The following is a 19,820-nucleotide window of genomic DNA, read 5'->3' on the forward strand; positions in this document are numbered from 1 at the left end:
CGGGAACGGGACACGGGAGGGATCATCTGAACATGTTACGGGATGACCTATCTGGCGTAGCGCCTCCCCGTGTAATCGGTAAATATGCCGATGCCGTAGCTGACTTTGCGCGTGCTGTCTATAATCGCCGCGCCGTTCCAGGCCACACCCGTACTGCTGCCGCCGTCCAGCAAGAGCGCGTCTCGCACACCGAGGCGGGCCATGACTTTGCCCATTTCGGTGGTGGTCAGGCGAGAATGGGTAGATACGAAGACCAGATCGCGGTTGCTGCTGAGGCCCACAGCACTGCGGGCGGCGCGGCCAAACAGGGCAGGATCGCGGAAGGCCGTGTTGTAGCGCGTTTGCACCCGGCCCCCCAGCAAAATACGCGGCCCGGTGGCGATCACGGTTTCCATGCCGTTCCAGGTGGCGTCCAGCGGGCGGCCCAGCAGGCCCGTGGTGGTCACGGCAAAGGCGGCGCGGTTGTCGGGCGTGATAGCGAGCGCGGCGGGAATGCGGCCCCAGGTGAGCAGGCGGCCCTGCATCACGAGGTCTCCGGCGGGGGCAAACGTCTGGGGATGAAAATAGCTGCCGTTGATGACGGCCCGCGCCCCACTTTGCTGGGCCAAGGTGCCCACCCGCGCTCCGTAACCGAGGCCCGCACGCGGCAGCACCGGAGCCACCAACACGTCGCGGTGGCGCAGGTCGACCCGGAATACCTGCACCGGAATATTGAGCGGCCTAAAGCGCTTGTAGGTCACAGCGGCCCCGCGTGCGGCGGGCGGGATCGGCACAGGCACGCGCTGAGGCACCAGCAATTTTTGGCCCGGCATCAGGCGCGTGCGGGCGTTCAGAAGATTCAGTTTCATCAGGGCGGGGCGGGTGGTGCGGTAACGGGCAGCCAAACTGTCGGCGGTATCGCGCAGGGCCACGCGCACGTAGGTGTACACGATCCGAACTTCGGTGGTAGGCCGGGGTGCAGGGCGAACCGCCACCCCCGAACCGATCCCTGTGCCCCGCGTGGGGAGGCGCAACCGCTGGCCCGGCGTAATCACGCTGCCGCGCAGGCCATTCAACATCTGCAACGACCCCACACTGACGCCGTAGCGCACCGCGATCTTGCTCAGGAAGTCGCCGGATTTGACGGTGTAGACGCCTTGACCAGCGTTGGCCGAACTGCGCGTCACAGGCGCAGCATTCCCACTCAGACGCAACACTTGCCCCACCCGGATGGTGTCTGTGGTCAGGCCGTTCAGGGTTTTCAGGCGGGCCACACTCAGGCCTTGGCGGGTAGCAATCTTAAAAAGGGTGTCTCCAGACTTCACTTTCACGGTAGCGGGCGCGGCCAAGGCTCCACCCAACATCATCAGGGCCAACACAGCAACAGAGCAGACACGGCGTACCATCGCTGCCTAGCTGAGCACGCCAAGTTCAGCAGCGGGTGAGCCGAAGCTGACCGGGCGTGAGGATAGCGGGGCCGGGGCGGTGGGGGTGGTGCAAAATGGGTTAGGTTCCCGGCGTACTCCCCGGCAACACCGCCACGCGACCGACCATATACGCCACCCCGTACAAGAACAGCGTGACTACCGGCAAAAAGCGCAGGCCAGTCCTGTGTTCTATCAATTTTCCGCGCACCAGGACTTCCAGGACATACAGGCTCAGCAGCGCGAAGGCCGAGTACATCCAGTGTTCCCAGTTGCGGCTGGGATCAGGCTCGAAGCCGTATTTGGTGAGGCCGCCCGCCGCAGCGGTGGCGCTGGGCACAGCCTGACCGTTCAGAGCCAATATGATGCCTGTAACGGCTGGCAGCAACGTAAAAAACCATGTGACGCGCAGCCAAAAGATAAAGCCGGAACGCACCACGCCTTTGAGGGCCGGGGCAATGCTCCAGATGAACAGCACCAGCGTCACCATCGCGTAGGGTGTCGGCGTCAGCTTGGCCCACGCCCCAAAAAACTGATACCCGTGAACCGCTTGCAGCAACTCCATAGGGCTAGCCTAACGTGCTGGGGGCGGGACGTGGTGGCAACCGTCCACAGCCCATAACCCCATTCAGTCGTTCAAAAACGTGAGTTCCGAGGCAGGGGGCAGGTAGGTGCCGGGGCGCAGGGGTGCAGGCTCACCAAATCGGCTGAGAATCAGGTGGCTGGGCACGTCGGCCAGCAGCACACGCGGGCCGCTAGAGCTGACGCGCACGCCCGCGAGGGCCGGAGCCTGAAACGCCGCGCCCAGATCGGTGATGCCTGCCCCCAGCGTAAAGGCGTGGTCGCCGTATGGCCCGGTGACGTGCAGGGTCACGCCATCGGCCAGCAGACGCAGAGGCAGACCCAAGCCAACCAACGACCCCAGCGGCGGATGAGGCGCACGCGAGAGCCGCGCGACAGCTACACCCAACAGCGTACCGGGGCGCACCACATCGCCCGATTGCAGCAGGCGTGCGCCCTGACTGACTTCCAGATCGGCAGGCACCGTAATGATGCTGAGGCCGTCGCGGTGCTGCTCGGCCCGCAACCCGCTGAGGTGCGGCACACTGGCAAGCTGACCCAGATCGAATGCGCCCCCCAACGGCATGTTGACGCTGCTCACGTCGCCATTGGCGGTCACGAGGGCCAGCGTGCGGTCTTCGCGGTATTCCAGCCCTTCCACAGCGGGCGGCGGGACAGAAACGGGGGCAGCAGGAGCCACGCGGCGGCCCTGCCTTCTGCGCCAGAGGAAGAACAACAGACCCAACACTGCCGCGCCACCCAAAAGCCAGGCAGCAATTCGGGCCAGACTGCTGGGGTTTTCTGGCTCGGCGACAGGTATAGGAGGCGAGGCAGGCGTGCCCGTGCTGATACTGCCCGCTGCCACCACGCGCCCACCCTCGTCGCCCGTAATGATGGGCAGAGCCAGCCGCCTCCCATTTGCCAGCGCCAGGCTGGGCGTCAGAATTCGGCCCGGTTCAGCGCCCCCATTCGTGAGGCGCACCGTGAATTCACGGCTGCCGGGTTGCTGCTCCAGCACGCCTTCCAGCCCGGTTCCGTTCAAGCCGCCCACCCTCGCGCCGCCCAGATTCAGGTCAGCCGCCGCCCGGTAGCGCAGGTTTACGGTTTCGCCTGCTTTCAGGGTGCGGTCTGCGGCAGGATTCAGCCACGCCAGCGCCGGATCGGTGCCTATATTCAGCCGCAACAGCACGCGGCGGGCCGGAGCTTCGGCGCGGGTGGAAGGAGCGCAGAGCAGCGCCGGCGTGCCGTGTGGCAGGCGCGGCGGCACGCTCAGGCGAGTGAAGCCGCCCTGCGCGGTGGTTCCAGCCAACCCAACCCCACTGGCGCCGGAAGCCAGCGCCAGCGGTGTCCCATCTGGGTACGGAGCCGCCACTTGGCCCGCGTCGGTTACAGTTCGCAGGCCGTCGCCCGCTGCCACCAGCGTCAGGTCGGGCACTTCGTTTACAGGCACAGTTTGACTGTCGGCGTAGGCACTGGCGGCCAAAGCACGGGCCGCCTCGGCGGGCACAGTGGCCCCCAGCGCCACGTAATGCAGCGTATCCAGCGGGCCGCGCCCGGTAAACGCCGCCAGCGCACTCTGGGCTGTGGCGGTGCGGCTGGTGTCGTTGTCTATGCCGTCGGTCAGTACGAATACGCGGGTCAGGTAGCGCTCTGCACCCGCCAACGGTTTCAGGGCTGCTTGCAAACTCCGGTACAGGTAGGTATTGCGCCCATCGGCCCGCAGCGCGGCCAGGTCGCCGTTAAAGCGCCCCGCCGCCCCCGGCAGATCGTAGCCGCGCTGGGTTCTCACGCCACTGTCGAAGGTCACGAGGTCGACCCGGTCAGGTTGCTCGGCCCGCACGTAGGCATTGATGCTCACCTTCACACGCTCAAAAATATCGGCCTGACCGTCGCCAATGCCGCGCATGCTGCCGCTGGTATCCAGCAGAAACACGGCCCGCGTCTGGGTGGGCAGCGGCCCGGCAGGAAGAACACAGACGGGGGCAGCGGCAGGATTGGGCAGGCTCGGTGTGGCAGCACCAGCCCGTGTCAGATGGGCCAGAGACAGGGAACCGGTCAGGCAAAGGAGGAGGAGGGAAACGCGGCGCATCGCGTGCCCATTCTGACCCGTACAGAGGCCTAACGTGCAACTTTGGCCCAGGCCTCAGAAACCGGCAGCAAACAGAAGGGCGCTGGGACGGATTTTCTACCCCCGACACCCCTCAAGAAGACTGCCCATAAATTACGCTTATAACATAATTTATTTGACCCATTTCAGCAAAGGGAGTATACTGAGCAGACTGATGGAGGCGCAGTGCGCGTCACCTCACCCCATGACTTTACCCACCTTTCCACCTCTGGCGCTCCATACTTTCATCTCAATCACAGCCAGAACCAGCGAGACGCCCCGTGTGGGCGGATCAGGAGGAACATGACGAAAACTGACCCCAACCCTATGGATGCCGTGCTGGACAGCGACATTGATAACGTACAGAGTGAGAGCACCGTCGCGGGCGGCCCCAGTGGCAGCTATACCGCCGCCGATATTTCTATTCTTAAGGGCCTGGAGGCCGTTCGCAAACGCCCCGGCATGTACGTGCAGGGCGGTACGGGCATCGACGGCTACCACCAACTGCTGACCGAGATCATCGACAACGCCATCGACGAAGGCTTGGCGGGCTTTGCCAACGAAGTGCACGTGATCATGCACGCCGACGGCAGCGCCACCGTGACCGACAACGGGCGCGGCATTCCCGTAGACATCATGAGAAGCGAGGGCCGTTCCGCCATCGAAGTAATTTTCACGGAGCTGCACGCGGGCGGCAAGTTCGGACAGGGTGCCTATAAGGTATCGGGCGGGTTGCACGGCGTCGGATCCAGCGTGGTCAACGCGCTCAGCAGCTACCTCGACGTGACCGTGAACAAACACGGCAAACTGCACCACATCCGCTTTGAATGCGGCGACGTGGTGACCCCGCTGGAAGTGCTGGGCGACACGCCCGCCGACGTGAAGTGGGCCACGCAGGTCAGCTTTCAGCCCGACGCCGCCGTGTTCAGCGAGTTTGCCAACCTGTTCGACTATGACCGCATTCGCCGCCGCCTGCGCGAGCTGGCCTACCTGACGGGCCTGAAAATCGTGATCCGCGACGAGCGCACGGAACTGCACGCGGGCGACGTGAAGGAAGAAACGTTTTACGAGCAGGGCGGCATCGCCAACTTTGCCCGCGCCCTCGTGACCGACGATTCCAAGCTGCTGTACGACCAGCCCATCGTGATGCGCGGCACGCACAGCGAAGTGGAAGTGGAAGTGGCGTTTATTCATGCCAACACCTACAACGCCGACAACATCCTGACCTACGCCAACATGATCCGCACCCGCGACGGCGGCACACCCCTGACCGGATTCAAGACAGCCTACACGCGCATTCTGAACAAGTATGCCCGCGACAAGAACCTGATCAAGAACGGCAACCCGATTCCCACGGGCGACGACCTCCTGGAAGGGATTTATTGCGTGGTCAGCGTGAAACTGGGCGAGCCTCAGTTCGAGTCTCAGGCCAAAGTGAAGCTGCTGAACAGTGAAGCGCAGACCGCTGTAAACGCCATCGTGGGCGAGAAATTCGCGGAGTTCCTGGAAGAGAACCCCAAGATCGGCAAAACGATCGTGGAGAAGGCCGCCGAAGCTGCCCGCGCCCGTGAAGCCGCCCGCAAGGCCCGCGACATCGTGCGCCGCAGCAACCCGCTGGAAAATGACGACCTGCCCGGCAAGCTGGCCGACTGCTCCTCGCAGGACCCCGCCGAATCCGAACTGTTTATCGTGGAAGGCAACTCGGCAGGCGGCAGCGCCAAGGGTGGCCGCGAGCGCCGCTTTCAGGCGATCTTGCCCCTGCGCGGCAAAATCCTGAACGTGGAGAAGTCGGAACTGAACAAGATCCTGAAAAACGCCGAAATCCGGGCGCTGATCGGGGCCATCGGTGCGGGTGTGGAAGGCACGGGTGACCGGATGCACTTTGACCTCAGCAACCTGCGTTACCACAAAGTCGTGATCATGACCGACGCCGACATGGACGGCGGCCATATCACCACGCTGCTGCTGACCTTCTTCTTCCGCTACATGCGCCCCATTGTGGAACAGGGCCACCTGTACATTGCCCAGCCGCCCCTTTACCGCATTACGCTTGGCCGCGAAAAGAAGGGCACGTACCTGTACGACGAAGAAACGTTGAAGCAGCACGTGGCCCGCGCCAACAAGGAAGGCAAGAAGTACGAGATTCAGCGCTTTAAAGGACTGGGCGAGATGAACGCCGACCAGTTGTGGGAAACCACCATGAATCCCGAACTGCGCGTGCTGAAGCGCGTCAACATCGAAGACCTGATCGTGGCCAACGAAGTGTTCGATTCCCTGATGGGGACGGACGTTGCGCCCCGCAAGGAATTCATCCGCGAGAACGCGAGGTTTGCAGAGATCAGCGTGTAACCTCAGCCGCAACCGAGTCCAAAGAAGGCCGCCCCAGATGAGAGGGGCGGCTTTGTTGTTGCTTCAGGGTTCGGTTACGGACAAGTTCCCAGAGCAGCCAGATTCATCGGGGCCACACCCGGCGTCAGCACCAGCGGCAAAAAGGGCACTCCCGGTTTGCACTGCGCCCACAGCGCCAGCCCGCCCGCCACCACCGGAGCCGCGAACGACGTGCCGAAGTAGGGCCGCCCACCAAACCAGAATTCGCCCAGAGCCTGCACGCTCGGCGGCGGCGCGGTCACTCCCTTCAGGCGCATGGCGCGGTTGTAGGTCGCCATCTCCTGAGTGCCGATGTCCCAACCCGCCACGCTGAGCAGCATGGTGGGGCGTTTCTGTGCGATCAGACTGGGCAGGCCCATCACCGAAAATTCGGCGTGCCAGTCGGCGGGGTAGTGCCAGCAGCGGTCACCGGGAATCAGGCCAGCGCAATCGTCAGTGTTGCCATACGAGGCGGCGGTGGGAACGCCCAAGAGAGCCACTTCCTGTAGGGCCAAGCGCACGCCCACCAGCGGCACCGGGCCGCCCAGGCTGAAATTGACCACATGGCGCCCGCCCTGCCGCGCCTCTGAAGCCACCGCGCACAACGCCTGCACGACGCGCAGGCTAGAACAGTTGCCCGCGCCGTCGCACACCGCCTGATAGCGCAGGGCTGCACCGGGAGCCACCGTTGCGGCAATCTGGCCCACGATACTGCCGTGCCCTGCCAGACCTGTATAAATCTGGTTGTAGTAATTGACTGGCTCGCCCATGATGAACGGGTCGGACACGCGGTTGCCTGCGCCGCTGGCCGTGTCCAGCACATGAATCGTGACGCCTTTTCCAGTGCTTCCACTGCCGGTGCCCGCGCCGATCAGTTTTTCCAGTACCGTACCGGGTTTTTCATTCTGGTATGGGGCGTCTGCCTGGGTCGGGTGAGAACCTGTGGCAGGGTCGACTTGTAGATCATCTCCGAACAATGCGCCCAGCAGGGCAATGACCCGCCCCGTAGGAAGGCCCGACGTAGGCAGCGTCGTACCCACCCAACTGCAAAAGCTGCTGCGTCGAGCGGCCACTACAGCGGCACTGTTCAGGGGCGGCAGGCTCAGGTTCGGGAGGGTCAGGTTCGGGAGCCTGAGATTCTGGATATTGAGAGTCGGCATACCTGTGCTGGTGGCTGCGCCCGGATTGACGCGCACCGGATTGAGCGCCACAGGTGGAAGGCGAACCGTTCCTATGCCCGGTTGGCTCAACGGTTGCAACGCGGGTAAGGTCAGTGCCGACAAACGGTTAAGCGTCGCGGTCAATTCGGCGGGGCAACCGCGCTGGCAGGCTACCCCAAAGCGTTTGACGCGCTCGCTGAAGCTGGTGCGAATCTCTGCCGCCGCTGCCGGATTGACGTAGATCGCCACGTCACCCAAGGCCGATTCTGGGGGCAACACATTCAGGACAGCGCCCCCTTGAACCGCGCCGCCCTGCCGCGCCGGGTCATTCACGCCCAGCCCTTGAGGGCCGCCCGCCGCGTTTACGGGCACATCGAAGGCCAGCCAACCCGACACCGGATCGCGCACCAATGTAGCAGGCTGCCCACCGATCCAGAGGGTATCGCGCACCGTGAGGCGGGTCGGCCCCGGAATCCATACGCGCTCGCCGGGGGCCGCCGTGCCGGGAAAGACCGTGCCGATGCTGGGGATAGTGGCAACAGTACTTTGTGCATTGACAACACTGACGGTCAGCAATGTCAGGAGCGCGAGCGTGAGCATCAGGGCCTTTGGCAGGCAAAGAGACAGGGGGGAAAAGGACGCCGGGCGGGTCTGAGCCGTACTGCTATAAAGATCGCGGTGGAGTGGGTGATTCATGGCCGAACCTCCTGAATGCAGTGTGAAGCTGTAGGGAGTGTGAACCCCCGGCCATGATCAGCGCGTGACCGGGCAGCGGCGGCCTCCTGAAGACGGCGGTTAAGACTGCATAGAACTGGGCGGCAGGCGAGACACGACCTGTGCGCTGCGGCGAATGTAGGTCACCAACTCATGCTGTCCGGCCCGTTCCAACATCTGCATCACGTCCTCGAAGGCACTCAGATCGCCCTCAATTTCACTGAGATTGCTCAGCGCCAACCCCAGAGTGCGGATGCTGCCCGTGCCCTTAAGGTGGCTGATGGCCTGCTTATACAGTTCGGCGGCAGTTTTGAGATTGCCCTGCAGATGCAGCCTGACCCCCAGATTGATCAGCGCCTGAGCCAGCCCCAACGTGTCTCCGGCCCGCGTGAGTTCTTGTACAGCTTGGCGCAAAGCCGATTCAGCCTGTTCCCACTGGCCGTGTTGCCCCAGCATTTGGGCGTAATTGACCAGCATCGTGCCGCGCACACTCGGAACACCTTTGGCGCGTTCCAGCAGGGCGTCAAAGGCTTCGGCAGGAGCGACGCCCAGGCGCACACGGGCCAGCGCCACAAAACCGAGTTCACTCAGATGTTGCTCCTCGTCGCCGTTCAGTTGCCAGAGGTCAGCGGCGATGCGGCTATAACGCCGTGCTTCGTCCCAATTCTCGCGGATTCGGGCCGCGTGGGCCAGCACGCTCGCGGCCTGCGCGCCCTCTGCGCCCGTGCCCGTGACCCGGCCTGCCAGCGCGGTGGCTTCGGTGGGGCGGCCCATGCGAACCAGCGCAGTGGCGCGGGCAGACAGGGCAGCAGGGGCGTCGGCGTGGGGCGGCGTCAGGGCGTCCAGCCGCCGGAGGGCAGCGGCATATTGGCCCGCGCCCAGCAGCGCCCAAGCGTGCGCCACGGCCAGTTGAGGCCATGCTGGAAGGCTGTCCAGCAGGGCACGGGCTTCTCCGGGGTGGCCCCGCCGAATCAGGGCGTGTGCGCGGGCGGCGGCCACGGCAGCAATGCGGGTGTCGTCTGCACCTTCCCACAGGTCGCGGGCGGCGGCGTAGTGCGGCCAGGCGGCTTCGGGCGGCAGGGCGCGGGCCAAACGCAAATGCAACAACTGAGCCTGGACATAGATGGCCGACAGGTATTGACGGATAGTGGCGGCAGCGTACACCCGGCCTGTTTCGCCCGTCAGACCCTCCACAGTCAAGGCCGACAGAATGCGGGCAAAAGCGTCGGCGTGCAGGTTCAGGGCGGCGCGGGTGGCCCGCAGATCGGGGTGGTCTTGGAGGGCCAGCAGCAAAAATGTGTCGCGCAGTTCGGGGGGCAGCGCACGCACTTTGGCCCCCTGCCCCAGCTCCAGCGGTTGCCCACGCAGGGCCGCGCCCACCAGCGTCGGGTGTCCGTCGGTGAGGGCGTGCAGGCCGGGCTCCTCTACGTCTTCAGGGTCTAGCAATCCCAACGTCAGGTGTGTCCGGACTTCAAACGGGGGATGACGGCGCGACGTGACCAAAATCACGGCTCCGAGTTCTTGCCGTTGGGCCTGCCGTGCGGCCAGCGTCAGCACCTCTCGGCTGGCCTCGTCCACGCTGTCCCAGTCGTCAATGGCAACTTTCAGGCGGGGGGTTTGGAAGGCGCTAAGAGCTTCTTGTGGCGTCCTGATTGGACGTGGCAGCAACGGCGCGAGTGTGGCGTAAGGCTCCGGCCTTCCCCTCAGAATCTGCCAGCCCCCTGCCCGGTTCAGGGCGTCTAGCAGCGCAGTTTTGCCCATTCCGCCGGGGCCGCTGACCCACGTGAAGCCTCCGGGCGGCAACGCGGCCAATTGCCTCAGTTCGGCGGCGCGGCCCACGAACGGGGTGGAAGCGGCCAAGATACGGTCAGCAGGACTGTCCAGCGGCACGCCCAGGCTGCGGGCGTCGCGCTCCACCTGAGCGGCCAGCGGGTGGGCGCTCAGGTTCAGCAGATGATAGAGCCGGGGGAGTTCGGCTTCATCGGGTGGGGGCGCGCCGGGCAGCAGCAGGGCGCGGGCGGCCAAAGCTGAGGCCTCTGCGGTGTTACCCCGCGCCGCCGCCTGCCCACCCAGGGTCAGCAGCGCGGCCCGCATCTCCAGCGCCAGGGCTTCGCGCGTTTCATACACCCATTCTTCTAAATCTCCTCCCAACGGAATGGTCAGGCTGTCTAAAAACGGCCCGCCGTACAGGGACACCGCCTGTTCCCACTGCCCGCTTCTGGCCGCCGCCCGCATCTGGGCCGCGTCACAGAGCAGGGCCGCTTCCACCCGGCTGCCTTCTTCGTGCAGCGCCCCCGGCAATGTCCGCAGATGCACCAGATGTTGCGCGAGGCTGTTCATGGGGTTGGCAGCGTCGGGCCAGAACACGTCGGCCAGACGGCGGCGCGGTTGCGGCCCTTCCAGGCACAGGTACGCCAGCAGCAGCAGCACCTTTTCGCGCTTCAGGCCCGCGCCTTCTACTGCCAGCGTTCCCAGCGTCCGCAGCCTCATCAGCTCAGCGGCGGCCCGTGTGGGCAGGAGTGGAGCAACGCCGTCTCATACGCGCATTCTTGACCACTGTGGGAAAGGGCGCAAGCAGATTACGACAAATCTCACAGTTCGCTAAACGGCGGAGAGGTACGGAAGGCTGCGTTGTCGCGCTCCGCCGGAGAAAAAAGCCACTGAGACGCGGTTTTTCTAGGGGTGAACTCCGTGCCGACTCTCCGACTGTCTGAACTCGGTGTAAATCTGTTTGGTGCTGAGTTGGCTGTGATTCCGGCTGGGAGGATGAACCTCCCAGTCTGATTCGCAGCCAGCCCCCCTCGACTTGCAAAGCTCCGTAGGAGAGGGGAGCGCAATAGCTTTTGTCCTCCCCTCAAGGGGGCGCTGCGCCAGCAACGGGGGGGGGTTCCCCCAGAATCGTCCCCTCTAGATTCATACAACAGGTTCATGCCCATGCGCTGGCTCCGGCGCTTTATGGTGGGGATATGTCAACTGCACCCCCGGCCCTGCAAGACATCTCCCGCGCCCTGACCCCCGGCCATCCGAGCTGGCCCGGCGACCCCGAATTCGCGCTGCACCCCCGCGCACGCATGGCGGCGGGCGACAGCGTGAACACGGCAGAACTGACGATGAGTACCCACACCGCCACGCACGTCGACGCGCCGTGGCACTACGCTGACGCCGCCGAAAAACTGGAGGCCGTGCCGCTGAGCCGCTATGTGGGCCGCTGCCGCGTGATTCGGGTTCAGGCCAGTCAAACACAGGGCAGCGGCGAGCCTGCGCGGGTGGGCGTGGACGCGCTGGAAGGATTGCCCGACCAGCTGCCGCCCCGCGTGCTGCTGCATACCGGGCAACCCGCCCACTGGGACGCTTTCCCCGAAGATTTTACGGCCCTGCACCCCGACCTGATCGCGGAACTGGGACGGCGCGGCGTGCAGTTGCTGGGAACAGATAGCCCCAGCGTTGACCCCCTGACCAGCACAACGCTGGACGCCCACGCCGCCTGCTTTGCAGCGGGCATCCTGATTCTGGAAGGCCTGAACCTGAGCAGCGTGCAGGACGGCGAATACGACCTGATGTGCCTGCCGATGCCGCTGGCGAGTGGCCCGGACGCTGCCGGGAACTACATCGGCATAGACGGCGCACCTGCCCGCACCGTGCTGCTGCCCGCCGGAACCTTGGCCGCCCTAGAAACGACAACTCTGGAGTCGACAGAACTGGAGGCTGCGGCCCTGAGTGGACTGGGCGAGTGAGCATGCTGCCTGTTTGCCCTTCCAAATTCACAGGGAATAGACCACCTGTTCACTTCAAATCTGCTTCAATGGAACTCCTATGAGACGCGAACTTTTTGCGATGCCCCCCGGCATCTATATGGACGGCAACAGCCTCGGCGTCATGCCACACGCGGCGCGGGAAGCGGTGCTGCGTCGCCTGGACGATTGGCAACGCGACGCTGTACATGGCTGGGACAAATGGTTCGGACTGGCCGAAAGCCTGTCACCGGGAGTGGCGCGGCTGGTCGGAGCCCTGCCGCACGAGGTCATGGCAACGGGCAGCATCACGTCCAATCTGCATTCCCTGATGGCGACCCTGTACCACCCGCAGCCCGGCGACACACGGCGGCATCTGGTGGCCACGTCGCTGGATTTTCCCTCGGATGTGTACGCCATGCAGAGTTGGGCCGACAGGCATGGCGCAGAACTCCGGTTGATTCCCAGCCGTGACGGGCAAACGCTGACCACCGAAGACATTCTGGCGACCCTGACGGACGATGTGGCTGTGGTGCTGCTGCCCACCGTGCTGTACCGCAGCGGCCAACTACTGGACATTCCTGGCCTGACCGCCGAGGCACAGGCACGCGGCATTCTGGTGGGCTGGGACGCGGCGCATTCGGTGGGCAGCGTGCCCCACGAGCTGCACGGCAGCGGCGCGGACTTTGCGGTGTGGTGTCATTACAAGTACGTGAACGCTGGCCCCGGCGCACCCGGCGGGCTGTTCCTGCACGAGCGGCATCATGGGCGCATGCCCGCCCTGCGCGGCTGGTGGGGCCACGATAAGACCAGCCAGTTCGAGATGGCGCACCACTTCCGCCCTGCGGCGGGCGCGGGCGGCTACCAGTTGGGCACGCCGCCCGTGCTGGCTTTGGCGGGGCTGGAAGGGGCGCTGGAAGTCTTCGCCACCGTAGACATGGCCGACATCCGCACCCGTAGTCTGGCCCTGACCGACCACATGATTGCCCTTGCCGACGCGCATCTACCAGAGTTAAAGATGGTCACGCCGCGAGAGCATACCCAGCGCGGCGGCCATGTGGCGCTGGCCCACCCCGACGCTCTGGCTCTCAGCGTGGCCCTGCGCGAGCGCGGCATCATCCCCGATTTCCGGCAGCCTGACATTCTGCGCCTTGCTCCGGTGGCCCTGTACACCACCGAGGCCGAAATAGAAGAAACGGTGCGCGTGCTGCGCGACTTGCTGGATACGGGGAGCTATAAGGCGGCGCGGGAAGTGGGGTTGGTGACGTAGGAGAAACGCGTCTAAAGGTCTGAAAGTTTAGGGGGTTGGGGAGGGAACGGTTGCCCGGTGGCCCCCTCACCCCACTGCTCCCATAGCGCAGCTCTGCGAGCCCCACGGGGGCGAGGGCGAAAAGCAAGAGCGAGAGCCTTGAGTTGTTAAGTACCTCGCAGTAAAGCTTTACCGAGCGGAGCGAGAAACGAAGAAAGTACAGCGCACCGGGAATGAACCGGTTCCGGTGATGTTCTGGAAACGGGCAATGTTAAGTGCGCCGTACTTAGCTCCTCTCCTTTGGTTTGCAGAGCTACGCAGTAGAAGGGGTGAGTGAGCAAAGCGATTGTCCTTCTCAGTCCCTTGGACTCTCGACCCGTAGACGTCCCTACTCCCGCTGCGTCCCGCCATCGGCCAGGGCGATCAGCCAGGCGAACAATTGGATAAACGCCAACGCCAGCGCGGGCAGTCCGGCCAGCATCATGATCCAGCCGCTGAGTTGCTGGTTGTCCAGCGGGGTCAGATTCCAGAGGCACAGCGCGTTCACGTAGGGCGTGTACAACACATCGGGCGAATATAGCCAGACCATGCCCACCGTCATCATCGGGAGGGCGGCCAACAATCCGAACCAGCCGCGAGAGCCGATGGTGGCGGGTTGTACGGCAGGCAGGGGCCGCAGCACCACGGCCCACACCATCAGGCTGCTGAGCAGGTACAGCGCGGGGAGCAACGCCGCCGCCGTATTGGTGACCACTGAGGCGTTGAATCCGGCGGGAATATTCCAGAAGATGATGACGGCAGACCAGACGCCCAGCGCCACCCAGGGGTCAAGCAGTACGCCCAGCAGGCGGCCTAAGCCTTTGCGGGCGTCCAATTTCACGTTGCGCGGAATGCCCAGCATCAGCAGGGGCGGCACCACCTCGGCCAGCACCATCAGGCGGCCCATGTACAGCGCCATGCTGCCCGAGGTCAGATCGGCGGCGCGGCTCTGGGTGGTCAGCAGTAGCAGCACGATGCCCAGGGCAAACAGGACGGTCTTCCAGATCGGCCACCGCTGACGGCCTTCCGGGGTACGCCGCGCCCCCACATAGCGCCAGAAATACAGCGCCGCCACGATCAGCGCAGGCACCAGCATCAGCGGGTCGGGGCGCAGGGCCAGCAGCTCGGCCAATGTGGGGTTCAGGTTGGCGGCCACTTCCGAGGCGGAGATGATGGGCACGGTCACGGGTTTTCTCCGGTTTGAACGAGTGTTTCAGGTGTTGCAGGCTCAGCTTTCCCCGCCTGGGCCACGCTGCCCAGCACGTAGCGCACGTCTGCGGTCACCTGCTCCACCTGCGGCAACTGCGTGTAGTCCCACAGCACGCGCAGGCGGCCTTCCGCGTCTATCAGGTAGGTGGCGGTGGTGTGGTTGATCTGATACTCGGTGGCGCTTTTGATGTCGGCTTTTTCGTAGCTGGCCCCATACGCCCGCGCCACCCGGCTCAGGGCAGGTTCAGCCATCCAGATGCCCTGCGCCTTGCCAAAAAATGTGACGTACTCGCGCAGGCGCTCCGGCGTATCGCGGGCCGGGTCTACACTGACCAGCAGCACCTGAAATTGGGCTTGCTCGGCAGGCGACAGGCTCAGGCGCACTTTGTCGAGGTACGCCAACGACAGCGGGCAGATGTTGGGGCAATGCGTAAAGCCAAAAAACAGCGCCGTGACTTTCTTGTCGGTGGCCGGAGTGAAGGCGAAAGCGCGGCCATCCTGATCGGTGCCCCGGAAAGCGGCGGCCTGCTTGGGCACGTCGTAGGCGGTGCCGTAAAACGGAAACGGGCTGCGAATCCGCGCAAACACCCACGCCCCGCCCAGCACCAGCGTAATGGCGCACACGGCCAGGATGGCCGAGACGTACCAGGGCCGCCCGGTAGCGACTTCCAGGGGTGCGGGCGTGCTGGCGGCAGGGTTGGCAGGATGATCGGTCATGGGTGGGGCCTTTTGGAATGACAAGGTTGTACGTGTCTGGCTTGATCTGGGCTGGGTTGGCGTGGGCGGGCTCAGGGCTTGCGAACGACCGCCACAATCTTCAGGCTACGGCCATCCGAGGTGCGGAGCGTGAGGGGCAGCCGCTCACCAACTTTCAGCGGGCGCTTGAGGCCCATCAGCATCAGGTGATCTCCGGTGGCGCTGAGGGTCAGGCTGCGGCCAGCAGGGACGGTCAGGGTGCGGGCTTCCGACATTCCAGTGCGGCCCTGAGCGTCGCGGCGCGTGACCATCAACATGCCGTGTGCGGCTACGGCAGAGCTTACGCCGCTGAGAACGACAGGCTTGCTGCCCGTATTTCGCAGGGTCATAAAGACGCTGGTTTCGGTGATGCTGGGCGGCACGGCGACGATGGTGGCGTTCTGGGCAGAGAGAGGAAACCGAGCGGCAGCCGGAGCAGTGGTCGGTAAGGCCAGCGGGGTAGAAACGGCATGCCCCGCCGAGTGGCCCTGTTGGGTCGCCGTATTTTGCGCCAACGCCACAGACAGCACGAATGCCACAGACGCGGCGGCCAAAGACAGCGCGAGCGCCACAGGTTGATGGGAAGATTGGGAAGAGGACATAGGGACTCCAGTGGGGCCGGGAGAAGGTGTTGCACAACAAGAAGCTGTGTTACTCAAAAATGTGTTGCCCCGGCCGCCACTGCCTAGCAGTCTAGGCGCAGAGGCCGGGCTGAATTGTCCCTGTATGCGGTCAGCGGCAGGTCTGGCAGGCCAAAACGTGGGTCTGCCGTCCTGCCTGCTTAGACGACTAACCACTTACCCGGCTCCCTCGTGATGGAACCCGTTCCACGCAACGCGGTATGGTGACCGGTATACCTATGCGAAAGCCCACCATTCAGGATGTCGCCCGTGAGGCGGGTGTCGGCGTCGGCACCGTGTCCCGCGTGCTGAACAATCACTCTGCTGTACGCGGCGCGACCCGCGAAACGGTGCTGAAGGCCATTGCCGATCTCGATTACACGCCCAATCCGCACGCCCGGCGCATCGCGGGCGGCAAAAGCTACACCATCAGCGTGCTGCTGCCCGTTGTAACCACCGAGTTTTATGTGCGCCTGCTGGACGGCCTGGAGACAGCGTTTCAGGAAGCGCGGTACGACGTGGCAATTTTTCCGCTGCTGGATCGTTCGCGGTTGGAACGCTATCTGGGGTCGCATACGCTGGCGTATCAGGCCGATGGCTTGGTCATGGCAACCTACAACCTGACGCAGATGTTTAACGAGCACCGCCTGCGAACGCAGCAGCCTACCGTGCTGGTCGACGCCTACGCCGAGGGCGTGGACTGCGCCTTTATGGACAACGTGACGGGCGGCAAGTTGGCCGGAGACTACGCCGCCACGTTGCCGGGAACGCTGCACGCCATCTGGGTGGAAACGGAACTCGATCAGTTGTTTACCACCCGCGTCTTCGAGGATCGCCGCGCCGGATTCCTGAAGGCGGTGGCTGGAGCGGGCCGGGAAGTGGTGAGTGAACACACCTCTTCATTTGACCCACTGGCCGCACGCAACAGCGCCTGCACGCTGCTGGACGAGATCGCGTCGGCGGGGGGCTTTCCCTGCACGGTATTCGCCTCTGCCGATCTGCTGGCCGGATCGCTGCTGGACGAGGTACGGGCACGCGGCCTGACGCCGGGGCAGGATGTGCGGATTATCGGCTTCGACGATCAGCCCTGGGCCGCCGCACGCGGGCTGACCACCCTGCACCAACCGGTAGAAAACATGGGCTACGAGGCCGCCCAGTTGCTCCTGTCGCGCTTGGGTGGACACCGTGGCCCCGCCCGCGCCCGCCGTTTCGAACCCAAATTGATGGTGCGCGACACGGCCTGAAGCAGCTAGCCGCGTGCCCGCAAGCCCACCAACAGCGCCGCCGTAAAAGCCCCCGCAAAGGGCAGGTTGGCCGTCAGCAGGCGCGAAAGCCATGCCGCACCCTGTTCGCTGCCCTGCCTCAACCAGGGTTCGCTGAGGGCCTGCACCCGCGTCCAGTGCACCGTAATCAGATCGAACCAAGACAGCACCTGCAGCGTGATGAACAGCAGGCCGACGAGCAGCAGTACCACGCGACCCAACTTTTTGAGGGCGTACCCGGTGGCAAAGCCCAGCACCGCGCCCACGCTCAGGTCGGGCAGCAGGGAAGCCAGCAGGCCGCCCGAGAGGACAGAATCTGCAGAAGTGGGATCAGTCAGTGTGGAATTAGGAAGGGGCACGGACATGGACGGGGACGCATGCTAGAGCATTTGGTCTTGCACAGACCTGTCAGGAGGTGGGGCACCGTGAAAGGCGTCCAAGGGTCGGGGGCCTAAGGGTCTGAGAAAGGATTTTTAGCCTTACAGACGGTGCTTTTCCTGCTCGCCTTTCCTGCTTGTCCCGAGTCGTCAACTTCCTACCACCGGAGCCCCGGCGCTGAGCATTGTGGCCTATTCTCCTATTGTGCTGCCGCAGGGCGGGCCGGGACGGTATGGTGTAGGCAACGTGGAACCCGCCCCGGATTTGCCCCCTATACCCCCTGATCTGCTGTCTGCGGAATTGCTGGCACGACTCACAGCGGGCGAGGAAGCCGCGTGGCACGCCTTTGTGACCGAATACGAGGGCCGGATGTACGGCTACCTGTACCGCCTGGAGGGCAACAGCGAAGACGCCCTAGACCTCACGCAGGAAGTGTTTTACCGCGCGTGGCGCTCTATTCGCACGTTCCGGCCCGGCGAACGTGTGCTGCCCTGGCTGTATCAGGTGGCCCGAAATACCCAGATCGAATCCCATCGCCGCCGCCAATTGCAGCGCTTTAGTCTGGAAGAAGCCCGCGAGGACGTGGGGTTTGAGGTCACCAGTGCGGCCCGCAGCCCCACCCAGGCCGCCGAGAGCGCCCAGGCCCAAGACCGGGTGCAGCGTGCCCTGCTGAAACTGCCCGAGGAATACCGGGAAGCCGTGGTACTGCGCTTTGTCGAAGACTTGCCGTATGACGAAATTGCCCGTATTCAGGGCGTGGCAGTGGGGACGGCCAAAAGCCGCGTGTTCCGGGCCAAAGAGCAGTTGGCCGCCCTGCTGGCCGACGTTGCCGACGTGCATTAGCCGACAACTTCGCCTCTGATGAGTCGAGAAGCGTGAGAGCCGAGCAGATGATATGGACGGCAAGAACAGGCCAAGTCAGAGCATTTGTCCGGGAACGCCAGAGGTTCATGACCTGTGGCCCACACATTCAGAGCATCTAGCAATCGCCGAACAGTTGGAACTTTTCCAACGGTGCTGAAGTCAAGTCTCTGCACCCCATTCCCCCAGTGCCCCCAGAACGCCGCGTAGATTCCTTCACGTCATCTTAAGATTTGCCCGCATAAGCTGAATGGGTGAGCGCCAGAACAAAGAAAACCCTGAAGCCCAAGTGGGGCCGAGCCTTTCTTTTGGTCGGTCTGAGTGCCGTGTCTTGGACAGATTTGGGCCGCAGTCTGTCCTCGTTGGCGCAGGCGCTAGAGACGCGGCAATCTGTTGGCTACAGCGTGCGTCTGAGCGCCAACGGTGAGGGCCGCGCCCCGCTGGACGTGACCATGACGGCCACAGTACCCGGCGGCTACCGCGTGGCGTGGGAGTACGGCGACGGGCAAGGGGGGGTGGGCGCAGAGGTGCGGCACACCTATTACCGGGCCGGGAGCTACACCGTCAAAACCCAGATTTTGGACGCGCAGGGCCGTCTGGTCAGCACGGCCACCGGGCAACTGGACGTGCAGAGCAGCGGCGCAGAGCGGGCCGAAGTGACCTTGCTACTGGGTGCCGGAGAAGTGCGCGTGAGCTCGGCGGGCAGCGTGGCTTATGCGCCCGGCACGCCCAGCATTCTGATCAATGGCCGCGAAGTGGGGCCAAAAGCAGTGGCTCTGGCCGCCGGACAACACCGAGTAACCGTGCGCGTGCCCGGCAGTGCAGGCGTGCTGGAGCGCAGCCTCAGCTTTACGATGGCTCCGCTGGGCGGCAGCGTTCCCTTTGATGCCGAGGTCTTGCGCCTGACCAACCGTGCCCGGCAACGCGGCTGGAACTGCGCCACATTGCGCGAGGGTGGCCCGGCCCTACCCCCAGTGGCCCGCATGCCACAGCTGGATTTGGCCGCCACTGCCCAGTCGGCGGGCATGGCCCTCGCCGGATATTTTGACCATCAGAGCGCTCTGGACGGCAGCACCCCGTTTCGCCGGGTACAGGCTACCGGCATGAAGCCCCGCAGCAGCGCCGAAAATATTGCCGCCGGGCAAGATTCCCCGGAAGAGGTGGTAGACAGCTGGCTCCGCAGTCCCGGCCATTGCCGCAACATCATGGGCGACTTCAGCTTTATCGGCCTCAGCTACGTGACCCGGCTCGGAACCAAATACAAGACGTACTGGACGCAGGTCTTTGCCCGGCTGTAACAAGCTGAGCTGTAGAAAAGTGAACCGCTGCTTTCTCGTGACCTTATCTTAGACGGATTTGCGCTGATTCCCGACCCTCCCGCAGCCCACCGGATGTCCGTCCATAGCCGCCAGCCCGCAGCTTTC

The 19,820-nt window shown here is 64.2% G+C and carries 15 protein-coding genes; 6 read left to right on the top strand and 9 right to left on the bottom strand.

What is annotated here, in order from left to right; all coding sequences use genetic code 11:
• Positions 1-47: 47 nt before the first annotated feature.
• The 3 genes from M1R55_RS03115 to M1R55_RS03125 form a co-directional block, all read right to left on the bottom strand.
• A complete protein-coding gene (locus M1R55_RS03115; RefSeq protein WP_371827147.1) occupies positions 48-1,358 on the bottom strand; it encodes a LysM peptidoglycan-binding domain-containing protein in 1,311 nt (436 codons plus the stop codon).
• A gap of 127 nt (positions 1,359-1,485) precedes the next feature.
• Complete coding sequence (locus M1R55_RS03120; RefSeq protein ID WP_249393285.1) at positions 1,486-1,968, bottom strand: hypothetical protein; 483 nt, start codon at positions 1,966-1,968, stop codon at positions 1,486-1,488.
• A gap of 63 nt (positions 1,969-2,031) precedes the next feature.
• On the bottom strand, positions 2,032-4,053 hold the full coding sequence (locus tag M1R55_RS03125; RefSeq protein WP_249393286.1) for a vWA domain-containing protein: 2,022 nt from the start codon (positions 4,051-4,053) through the stop codon (positions 2,032-2,034).
• Between the two features lie 345 nt (positions 4,054-4,398).
• Between M1R55_RS03125 and M1R55_RS03130 the strand changes: the two genes are divergently transcribed.
• Positions 4,399-6,420 (top strand): DNA topoisomerase subunit B, encoded by a 2,022-nt coding sequence (locus M1R55_RS03130; RefSeq protein WP_249394112.1) that lies wholly within the window; start codon positions 4,399-4,401, stop codon positions 6,418-6,420.
• A gap of 74 nt (positions 6,421-6,494) precedes the next feature.
• Here M1R55_RS03130 and M1R55_RS03135 read toward each other — a convergent pair whose 3' ends face one another.
• Positions 6,495-8,294 (bottom strand): S8/S53 family peptidase, encoded by a 1,800-nt coding sequence (locus M1R55_RS03135; RefSeq protein WP_249393287.1) that lies wholly within the window; start codon positions 8,292-8,294, stop codon positions 6,495-6,497.
• A gap of 99 nt (positions 8,295-8,393) precedes the next feature.
• Entirely contained in the window at positions 8,394-10,802 is a 2,409-nt protein-coding gene (locus M1R55_RS03140) for a tetratricopeptide repeat protein (RefSeq protein ID WP_249393288.1), read from the bottom strand.
• A 476-nt stretch (positions 10,803-11,278) separates the two neighbouring features.
• On the opposite strand from M1R55_RS03140, the gene M1R55_RS03145 reads away from it, so the two are divergent.
• Together M1R55_RS03145 and kynU are read left to right on the top strand one after the other, a co-directional pair.
• Positions 11,279-12,046, top strand: coding sequence for a cyclase family protein (locus tag M1R55_RS03145; RefSeq protein ID WP_249393289.1), 768 nt, complete (start codon positions 11,279-11,281; stop codon positions 12,044-12,046).
• 79 nt (positions 12,047-12,125) lie between these two features.
• Complete coding sequence (kynU, locus tag M1R55_RS03150) at positions 12,126-13,313, top strand: kynureninase (protein WP_249393290.1); 1,188 nt, start codon at positions 12,126-12,128, stop codon at positions 13,311-13,313.
• 367 nt (positions 13,314-13,680) lie between these two features.
• On the opposite strand, the gene M1R55_RS03155 is transcribed toward kynU, so the two are convergent.
• From M1R55_RS03155 to M1R55_RS03165, 3 genes are all read right to left on the bottom strand, one after another.
• The gene (locus tag M1R55_RS03155; protein WP_249394113.1) at positions 13,681-14,427 is read right to left on the bottom strand and encodes a cytochrome c oxidase assembly protein; all 747 of its coding nucleotides are present in this window, start codon (positions 14,425-14,427) and stop codon (positions 13,681-13,683) included.
• Positions 14,428-14,513: 86 nt separating this feature from the next.
• Positions 14,514-15,257: an SCO family protein gene (locus M1R55_RS03160; RefSeq protein WP_249393291.1), complete on the bottom strand. Its 744-nt coding sequence runs from the start codon at positions 15,255-15,257 to the stop codon at positions 14,514-14,516.
• Between the two features lie 71 nt (positions 15,258-15,328).
• On the bottom strand, positions 15,329-15,877 hold the full coding sequence (locus tag M1R55_RS03165; protein ID WP_249393292.1) for a copper chaperone PCu(A)C: 549 nt from the start codon (positions 15,875-15,877) through the stop codon (positions 15,329-15,331).
• 257 nt (positions 15,878-16,134) lie between these two features.
• On the opposite strand from M1R55_RS03165, the gene M1R55_RS03170 reads away from it, so the two are divergent.
• Positions 16,135-17,139: a LacI family DNA-binding transcriptional regulator gene (locus M1R55_RS03170; RefSeq protein WP_249393293.1), complete on the top strand. Its 1,005-nt coding sequence runs from the start codon at positions 16,135-16,137 to the stop codon at positions 17,137-17,139.
• 5 nt (positions 17,140-17,144) lie between these two features.
• Here the strand turns inward: M1R55_RS03170 and M1R55_RS03175 are convergent, their stop codons facing one another.
• On the bottom strand, positions 17,145-17,522 hold the full coding sequence (locus M1R55_RS03175) for an FUN14 domain-containing protein (RefSeq protein ID WP_249393294.1): 378 nt from the start codon (positions 17,520-17,522) through the stop codon (positions 17,145-17,147).
• Positions 17,523-17,781: 259 nt separating this feature from the next.
• On the opposite strand from M1R55_RS03175, the gene M1R55_RS03180 reads away from it, so the two are divergent.
• Positions 17,782-18,378: an RNA polymerase sigma factor gene (locus M1R55_RS03180; RefSeq protein ID WP_371827175.1), complete on the top strand. Its 597-nt coding sequence runs from the start codon at positions 17,782-17,784 to the stop codon at positions 18,376-18,378.
• Between the two features lie 272 nt (positions 18,379-18,650).
• Positions 18,651-19,694: a CAP domain-containing protein gene (locus tag M1R55_RS03185; RefSeq protein ID WP_249393295.1), complete on the top strand. Its 1,044-nt coding sequence runs from the start codon at positions 18,651-18,653 to the stop codon at positions 19,692-19,694.
• Positions 19,695-19,820 lie beyond the last annotated feature (126 nt).

The sequence above is a fragment of the Deinococcus sp. QL22 genome, assembly GCF_023370075.1.
GTDB lineage: Bacteria > Deinococcota > Deinococci > Deinococcales > Deinococcaceae > Deinococcus.

What these genes read in the sequence shown, in the direction of transcription:
- M1R55_RS03170 (WP_249393293.1), top strand. Translation starts at nt 16,135, where the DNA reads ATGCGAAAGCCCACCATTCAGGATGTCGCCCGTGAGGCGGGTGTCGGC.
- M1R55_RS03145 (WP_249393289.1), top strand. Translation starts at nt 11,279, where the DNA reads ATGTCAACTGCACCCCCGGCCCTGCAAGACATCTCCCGCGCCCTGACC.
- M1R55_RS03165 (WP_249393292.1), bottom strand. Translation starts at nt 15,877, where the DNA reads ATGTCCTCTTCCCAATCTTCCCATCAACCTGTGGCGCTCGCGCTGTCT.
- M1R55_RS03160 (WP_249393291.1), bottom strand. Translation starts at nt 15,257, where the DNA reads ATGACCGATCATCCTGCCAACCCTGCCGCCAGCACGCCCGCACCCCTG.
- M1R55_RS03135 (WP_249393287.1), bottom strand. Translation starts at nt 8,294, where the DNA reads ATGAATCACCCACTCCACCGCGATCTTTATAGCAGTACGGCTCAGACC.
- M1R55_RS03125 (WP_249393286.1), bottom strand. Translation starts at nt 4,053, where the DNA reads ATGCGCCGCGTTTCCCTCCTCCTCCTTTGCCTGACCGGTTCCCTGTCT.
- M1R55_RS03140 (WP_249393288.1), bottom strand. Translation starts at nt 10,802, where the DNA reads ATGAGGCTGCGGACGCTGGGAACGCTGGCAGTAGAAGGCGCGGGCCTG.
- M1R55_RS03155 (WP_249394113.1), bottom strand. Translation starts at nt 14,427, where the DNA reads ATGCTGGTGCCTGCGCTGATCGTGGCGGCGCTGTATTTCTGGCGCTAT.
- M1R55_RS03120 (WP_249393285.1), bottom strand. Translation starts at nt 1,968, where the DNA reads ATGGAGTTGCTGCAAGCGGTTCACGGGTATCAGTTTTTTGGGGCGTGG.
- M1R55_RS03130 (WP_249394112.1), top strand. Translation starts at nt 4,399, where the DNA reads ATGGATGCCGTGCTGGACAGCGACATTGATAACGTACAGAGTGAGAGC.
- kynU (WP_249393290.1), top strand. Translation starts at nt 12,126, where the DNA reads ATGAGACGCGAACTTTTTGCGATGCCCCCCGGCATCTATATGGACGGC.
- M1R55_RS03175 (WP_249393294.1), bottom strand. Translation starts at nt 17,522, where the DNA reads ATGTCCGTGCCCCTTCCTAATTCCACACTGACTGATCCCACTTCTGCA.